The sequence below is a fragment of the Undibacterium sp. GrIS 1.8 genome (genome assembly GCF_040544445.1).
Taxonomy (GTDB): Bacteria; Pseudomonadota; Gammaproteobacteria; order Burkholderiales; family Burkholderiaceae_D; genus Undibacterium.
Map to the genome: position 1 here is coordinate 1 of NZ_JBEONQ010000092.1, position 7,768 is coordinate 7,768.

6 protein-coding genes and 1 pseudogene are annotated in these 7,768 nt (G+C 42.3%); 4 read left to right on the forward strand and 3 right to left on the reverse strand.

All coding sequences use genetic code 11. The features are described from left to right. Positions 1-229 precede the first annotated feature (229 nt). From AAKU64_RS22695 to AAKU64_RS21840, 4 genes and pseudogenes are all read left to right on the forward strand, one after another. A pseudogene (locus AAKU64_RS22695) lies at positions 230-914 on the forward strand (IS6 family transposase). A gap of 411 nt (positions 915-1,325) precedes the next feature. Beyond that, positions 1,326-1,832 carry a hypothetical protein gene (locus AAKU64_RS21830; protein WP_354363020.1) on the forward strand — a complete coding sequence of 169 codons (507 nt, stop codon included), beginning with the start codon at positions 1,326-1,328 and terminating at the stop codon, positions 1,830-1,832. 963 nt (positions 1,833-2,795) lie between these two features. Then, positions 2,796-3,206, forward strand: coding sequence for a hypothetical protein (locus tag AAKU64_RS21835; RefSeq protein WP_354363021.1), 411 nt, complete (start codon positions 2,796-2,798; stop codon positions 3,204-3,206). A gap of 36 nt (positions 3,207-3,242) precedes the next feature. Then, positions 3,243-4,412, forward strand: coding sequence for a hypothetical protein (locus AAKU64_RS21840; protein ID WP_354363022.1), 1,170 nt, complete (start codon positions 3,243-3,245; stop codon positions 4,410-4,412). 138 nt (positions 4,413-4,550) lie between these two features. Here the strand turns inward: AAKU64_RS21840 and AAKU64_RS21845 are convergent, their stop codons facing one another. The 3 genes from AAKU64_RS21845 to AAKU64_RS21855 all read right to left on the reverse strand — a co-directional run bounded on the left by AAKU64_RS21845 (position 4,551) and on the right by AAKU64_RS21855 (position 7,672). After that, positions 4,551-4,793, reverse strand: coding sequence for an ATP-binding protein (locus AAKU64_RS21845; RefSeq protein WP_503012728.1), 243 nt, complete (start codon positions 4,791-4,793; stop codon positions 4,551-4,553). A gap of 1,486 nt (positions 4,794-6,279) precedes the next feature. After that, positions 6,280-6,846, reverse strand: a complete 567-nt coding sequence (locus tag AAKU64_RS21850) for a hypothetical protein (RefSeq protein WP_354363024.1) — start codon at positions 6,844-6,846, stop codon at positions 6,280-6,282. A gap of 88 nt (positions 6,847-6,934) precedes the next feature. Further along, entirely contained in the window at positions 6,935-7,672 is a 738-nt protein-coding gene (locus AAKU64_RS21855) for an EAL domain-containing protein (protein ID WP_354363025.1), read from the reverse strand. Positions 7,673-7,768: the final 96 nt, after the last annotated feature.

A 7,768-nucleotide genomic window follows, 5' to 3' on the forward strand; every position in this document is an offset into this window, starting at 1 on the left:
TCATCTTGCCAGAAATGGCCGCTCCTTTCTCATCTATTTTGCGCTTCTCGCAATAAAATTACTCTCCGGTGTTTCGTTTTGCAAGAACCTCATATGTAATCCATTATTTTTTACAACGATCGGGCTTGAGCACGCTGAGGGCAATTATGAAAAAAACGATGGCTACATGCTATTCTAAAAAAGGGGAGCGGGTGGTGGTGTCGCGCTGAGCTAGAATTATTAAAATATTGTGTTGAATATACTGCCTCAACAAATTGAAGACTCCGTACTTCGTCCGATTTTAAAGAGCGTTCAATATCCGTTAAAAATCATACTTTTATTTGTTCAATGGTGTGCAGCCGATACGTTAGGTACTAGTAACCTTGAATACATGATGCGAGAACCCGCAGTCGAGGTGGATGACTCCACCATGCATTGTCGATAGGTCAAGGTCTTGCCTGTTTTAGCTAAAGTTTGTCGAAGTCGTCAGTGGCCAACATCGCTGAGTTGGCTCGTGGATGAAACTTAAATCTGTAGAAAATATCTTCAGCGAGCAAAAGATAAACTCTGTCATACGATCGACGTTTAATGACAACCAAGCGAGATTAGGCTGGCGCTCATCGATTTTTTGGCACGCTATTGGCTCGTATGATATTCGATAAAAATTTTTGATTGACTAGGGTAGTGCTGATATCCCAGCGGCAAATAGAATCGTCGCTGATAGCAGTATTGATCTTAAGTTGCGCGCATCCAAATACTTAAATCGTTCCGCAGAACAGGATAATCGAGCTATTAAACTTCGAACCCGACCTATGCTGGGATTTGAACAATTTCATTTCGCCGCCAAAATAATCGCGGGTATTGAAACCATGCACATGGTCAAAAATGGGCGTTTCAATTTTCCCGAGAATCAAGATGCGTCTGCTACAGATTAATTCTATTCTTCGGCTTTTTGATCTTCAGAATACATTTCTGCTTCATCTCAGCTGTAGCTCCTCACTGCTACAAAACATCTGATCGATGGTTTCGGAAACGCGGCGTATAAATATTACTTTGATACCACCTAGAAAATATTATTTTGTTTGGGAATAATTCGTATGTATTCTCACTAAGGCGATCATATTTGACAAACAGAATATCGCGATCCTTGGGCAACATGAACAATTGTGTGATGTTTATTCGCAGCCAATGCAGGGTTTTCGTACGCTTGAATTAAAGTGCTTTTTAGCCTCCAAAAAGTCAATTCATTTGCGCGGAAAAGTAATTTTTTGCGATTGCGACTAAGCTAGAGTAAGTCATATCTAAAATCTACTTAGTTTTATAATCGTGTTATCGGAAGATAAAAAATGAATAAATATCATCTCGAAAGTGAAAATATTTTTGCTGATTTTTTTGTCAAGCATCGAACATTTGCCGAGATGAGCACTCATATTGCGAACCGGTTTACAGAGATTTTAATGTTGATTCATGAAGAAAAAAATACATTAAAACTCACCGAAAATATACCGAACGTTGCTAATATTAGTTATCGAAAAAGGCAACTAAACATTCAGCAATTTAGTAAAGATCTCAATAAGCTTTCCGAAATTACACAAAGGCTATATTCACAATATTTATTGGACGCAAACGACTGTATATTTAGCGGAAATAAAAAAATTAGCTATTTGCGACAACTAATCTTTGAATACGAAATGGCACTTTCACCAGATTTAACAAACAAGGTCATAAAATCACTCTCCGATTATCAAACGACACTGGATCAAATTGATCGTTTGATGGCGATCATCGCTGGTAACGTGGCGAATATTGTGGAGATTTCTGCCAATCTCAACGCTTTGATTGCATCTAAGTAATCGGTAATTTGACAATGCCCGGAAACCGCCATGAATTGTGAGATTTGATGTCCACCGATGTAAATTAATTTCGGTTACTTGTTGCCAGGTAATCATTGTTGGCCAGCTGGGCGTGTGGATAAAATCTTAGACTCTCCTCATAGGTAGTTAATTTACTCATACGAAGAATGTACTCAAACGGCCAAGTTTTATATTCGACTCGGAAAACGCTTCGTTCCGACCATTTCGAATTTGGGCTATGCAACAAAGAATGCGCTTAAGAGCTGGTATCTAGGTTATTTGCGAATTTGTTATTTGAAGGTAGGGCATATTCGCTCAAAGCACGAGTATTCTACAAAATAGAAACAATCGGCAGTTTAATATGACCTACGCACTTTTAGTTGTATTGCGTCAGCGATAAAGGCACTTGGATACCTTAGCAGACAATTGTCCACGGTGTTGATTGTGAATTGTATCTCGGCACAATCATCTATATTGCCTGTGCATCTGCCAACGTACAGCATTACCTTGGATTCAACAATGCTTCAATGATCGAGCTGCGTATCATGGAAATAAGTGCTCAAGAAATTGTGTAAGAAGTAGCAGTATGCAGACCAACGTTGTACAACTGGAAAATCAATTGCTTGGTCGTGAGCAGTTTCATCCAGTCGGCACAAATCTTAAATTTAAAAAAATAAGCAAAGAGAATCTGGTTTAGATTTAACTTTGACATAACAATTTGTTACTGCTGTGAATTTAAAACGACAGGATTAAGAAAAAAATTGACAAACATAAATACCCACGAGTAAGCTCATCCATCAAGTAAAAATATCGGTTGGTATAAACAATAGTGATCGCTTATGTACCGTAAAGGAGCGATTTATTTTTTTAGATTTCGTTTCTATCATCATAGCTTTATTTCAATAGTTCTTAGCCACAGGTACGTAATTAATTGCGTTGTCTAAATGGATTAAAGGATTTCAGATGAAACGATCACTCCACTTGATTGTAACAAGCGCATTATTGCTTGGACTAACGTCATCGGCGACCGCCGAACTGGTAATTATTGTCAACCCCCAAAATCCTGCAACTAAAATGTTTGCGGCTCAAGCTGCTCAGTTTTTTCTTGGTGGTTCGGTCTTATTCACTCCTGTAGAGCAGGCTGGGAACTCTCCTATTCGTGCAGAGTTTTATAAAAAAGTGTTAGAGAAAGAGCCTGCGCAGGTACAGGCGATCTGGTCCAGAATTGTGTTTACAGGCAAGGGGAAGCCTCCCAAAGAATATAAAAATTCTGAACAAGTCAAGAAAGCGGTTAGCGAAAATGTCAATGTAATTGGCTACATAGAGAAATCGGCGGTTGATGACACCGTAAAGGTTATTGCTACAGTTCCCTAAACCGTCTACTTTTCTTCCGTTTGAGGAGGTTACTTGATGAATAAAATACTCATTGCAACAGTCATACAATTAGCGATTGCAGCTAACGCTGCAGCCATTGATTTGACCGATGACGGCTCACTCAGGCTGACTGGTTTTTATAGCCTTACAGGAGCTAAAGTATTGAGCGGCTCTGCACTTGGCAGCAGTGCACCTTGGACATATCAACAATGGAAGTGCCCTTGTACTATCCAAGGTTGGGAATATGGCGCAGTGTATGAAAAAGACAAAGGCTTTCAGTTTGATCAAGAGTCGTTGATCGGATTTCAAATCAAAAAAGATTTTTCACAGACCTTGTCTGCTACAGCACAACTGGTTAGCCGTGCGCTTAATCCTAATGATGGCTCACGTCCAACGATCGACTGGGCTTATGTGACGTGGCAACCTTCTGCTGATTCTAGCTGGACATTTCAGGCAGGTAAATTTCGTATTCCTTTGTACTACTACAGCGATTTTCTTTACATTGGTTATGCCTATCCTTGGGTAAGACCGGCACCAGATGTCTATGGGTGGCCTATTTATTCCTACAATGGTGCTAATGTCAGTTATCGTACCCAGCTCGGCACGTCGGATTGGGCCGCGACGATGCTTGCTTGGACTGGCAGTTATACGCAAAAAAATGATGCTTATGACACCAAAATTTACTACACAACTCCGACGCATGAGTCTTGGAAAAATATTTATGGTGCCTCGGTAACTGCGAACAACGGTATCTTTGACGTTCGTGGAATGATGATGTGGTACAAGGACACGCTCTGGCAAGACAACCCGGATGGCACCCGAAATACCTTTATCGATAGTCAGTCGACCCGCATTATGGGTGTTTCGGCCAATATGGATTATAAGAATTGGCTGATCAAAGCAGAGGTCGACCGTTACGAACAGATCGATGCATCAAAGGGACTTAATAACGTCTATAAATATGCGTTAGTAGGTGTCGGCTATCAATACGGCGCATGGTTGCCGATGTACACAATCTCACGCTACCGCACGATTACTGAGCCGATTGAAGGAAGGGATAGCCAAAACATCTCTTTGCGCTGGGATTTCCGTAAGAATATGGCTCTCAAAGTCCAATACGATATCAGTAAAGATAAATCGCATTATTCTTACCCGTTCTTCGGTGATTCCAAACTTTTATCGATATCGTTGCAGGGCACTTTCTAGTGCTAACAATCAGCGCCGAACTAAAGTTCTAATTTATTGGGAACCATTCAAAATACAGCGACCTTTATGGATCGCTTTATTTTTTTTGATTCAGTCAACATCGCGCATTTACATATCGTTCAATCTGGATATCCTTCTTCACCTAAGTTCATCGATTATGACTTTGTAAGGCGCGCTTGTCGGAATACGTATTTTAAATTGGGTACCGACACCATGTAGCGATGTGACAGAAATATGTCCGCCTAATAATCCCTCAACAATGTTGTAGCAAATATTTAAGCCAAGGCCAGATCCTCCTTGGCCCAACTTGGTGGTGTAAAACGGATCAAAAATTTTATCCAAATGCGCTTCCTGAATACCGACGCCATCGTCTTCAAACAGTAGGTTTGCATAATATTAACGTGCGCTGAATATTGATAAGATAAACGCAATCTAACAATCATGTTACTACGATCATCAAGATTGCCACATTTATAGTGGATGACAGCCTTTTGAATAATGCGAGCTAACTCAAAATGCAGCGTATTTTCTGCCGTTCGATCACAGAGTAAAATCATGGCCGCGAGCTTTACATTTCGAACTCAGGATTAGGATCACAAAAAAAATTGTACTCATTGATTTAGATCATTCATGAAACAAGTAAAAGTAATAGGCAAATCCAGTTAGCTTAGAGCATTTGCCCTGACCAAATCCTGATGGCGACCATTAATCGTCATAACGACTTCGTTTCCACGCGTCATGTGACTCACCAGTATTTCACTCGACTTTGTGAAGCGATGGCTAATGCGAATAGAATACGATTCGAACGGCCAACTGCCAATCGACTGAAAATAAACCGCCTTATCCAGATCGCGCCAGCAACACCTCTCTTCCATGGCAGGATGCCAGACTAAATCCACACACCAATATCATTAAAATAAAGGTGATAGCTCTGCAGTTCTAAAAATTGAAACGCCGTGAAACCCAAAGGCAGAAGTAAAACCACGATCCTCTCACCAACTGACACACTCCATGTCAGTGGTGTAACAATACAGAATAAAACTAGCCCGATAGTAATGACACGAACATAGGCGGTCCGTGAGTTGCCTCCGAGGCTTGTCACGTCGAAAGGTATATTGGAGCTGCTGTCTTGAACCATAATTACTCCAATATTTGCGGTTTAAAAGAAATATTTAAGATAAAAAACGGGTTCTCTGCGCCCTAAGCGTTCTATTAAAGTGTTGGAGTCAGGAAGATAAAGGTCTTCCACAAAAAACGCTCAATTAGAGCTGTTTTTTTATATTGTCTTGTTATCTATTCGGGAAGTCGTCATTTTTGTGCAAATTGATACGATTATTAGTGTCTATTTCATCAGGTTCTAAGTCAGTTTCTATGATGGACTGCTGCACCAATGAGAATAGTAGAAACTCTCCTTGTCCAAAGATTCCCATTATTAATGCTCATAAGGGTGATGAATATCCAAATAATACGCGTGGGCATGTTTGAGCTGCAGGTACCACTGTGGATGTACGTGTGGCTTAGCGTCTTCCCGCCCGAAATCATACTCTTACTTCTGGTGTTCATCGTTGAGGTGCTCATGCGTGTGCGATAGCGGCTCGTGTTCATGCGACTCCATAGATATTCGCTCCCACCATCTCGGCGGCGAACCACAAGACGATCCCGGGACTCTGCAGTCTTACTGAATTCTTCGATTTTTTTAACGAAGATCATCAAATCCATCAGTTCAGGCGTCTTAATAGTCCCATCGACTTTCGTCATCATCGTGGTCAACTCGGTGGCTAATTGGTAGTTAGCCTTCTTCGGGGGATCGATAGCCTGGGACATTTAAATGAGGGCGGGTTGCCACTTGATCTGCGCAGCTTTAATGTTACAGAACACCTACCCATTTTTTTGCATACTTTTGAGTTCTTTTCTGAAGCTTCGATTTCTTTCGACGCTTTCTTTGATTCCTCCTCATCTTGTCGGCGCCCCCCGTCTGGTCAATATTGAGTGCGCGCCAGCAGGCTAAGCATGCTCTACTAGGCATCCGAGTAGGATTTGCAATGCCGCTCGAACATCCCAACTCAGATGCTCCTGCCGGTCCACAGAGAACCTGTTGTTGAATCAGGTAAAAGATAATATATTCGCTTGTCTCAAATCTTCCGACCCAACTATACCTGTACTTACGATAAGCAAAGGTACTTTCAAAGAGTTTGTCTTTTATCCTAAGAGCAGAGATATCATTTCTGGTATCCATACAAGGCTGAAGGCTGAGATTTAGTCCCATCATTCGCAGTGCATTAACGATCATGACGCCAACTGGTCTGTCTACTCGTCGTTTTCTTGATGAGTCCTTGGTGAACAACTGCAGTAACCTGTGGCTTAGTTTCGGCAGATAGTAGCCCGTATCCCAATGCGCGCCGACGGCAGCCTCAACCCAATAGACGGTGTACATTTTTGCAAATTAGCCGCTCCGAAGCTGACATTCAAACATACGCTCTATCGCCATTTTCCTGAATTGTCAGACCTCCAATAATAACGCGCTAGGCAGGATGCAGCAGTTTTTCAAATACCTCTGCGCGCAAGGGTGCAGCAAACAAATATCCTTGCGCATAGTCGCAGTTTGCTGATTGAAGACTAACGTGCTGGGCGATTGTCTCGACGCCCTCTGCAATCACCTTGATCCCCAGCTTATGTGCCATTGCAATGATGGCCTGCGCGACCGTTTGACTGCTTGCGTGGCCCGTCATAAAGTGAACGAGAGACTTATCGATCTTGATGGTATCGACAGCGGCTTTATTTAGATGATCGATGGATGAATATCCCGCTCCAAAATCATCAACTGCCACTTCAATACCGGCGTCATGCAGTGCGACGATCCTGTCGCTGGCGTTGACCCGCTCATTCAAAAAAACTTCTTCTCTTATATCGACTGAAATGCTGTTCGAGGCCAACCCAAGACTTTTCATATAAGCGCCCCAGCCACTTGTGTAGTCTTGGTCTATGAACTGTTTGGCCGACAAGTTGATGCTGATTTGAAAGGGCGTTCCCAACAAAGCGCTCCATAGGGCCGAATGCAAGGCTGCTTCTGTAAATACCCAATTTCCGATTTCATTCATCAGCCCGGCCTTTTCTGCAGGTCCCATAAATTGTCCAGGAAGCATGAGGCCTAATTCGGGATGGTTCCACCGCAAGAGTGCTTCTGCCTTGACAATGCGCCCCGTGGAAATATCAAATATCGGCTGGTAATACACCTCAAGTTGCTGATGCGGTAAAGCCACATGTCAAACAGCGTGCAATACTTACCAGATTAGGGGTGGAAACAGCGTCCAAAAGTTTCCACCCTAGTGTGTCACCATCCGGTGTTTTAGCCGGGG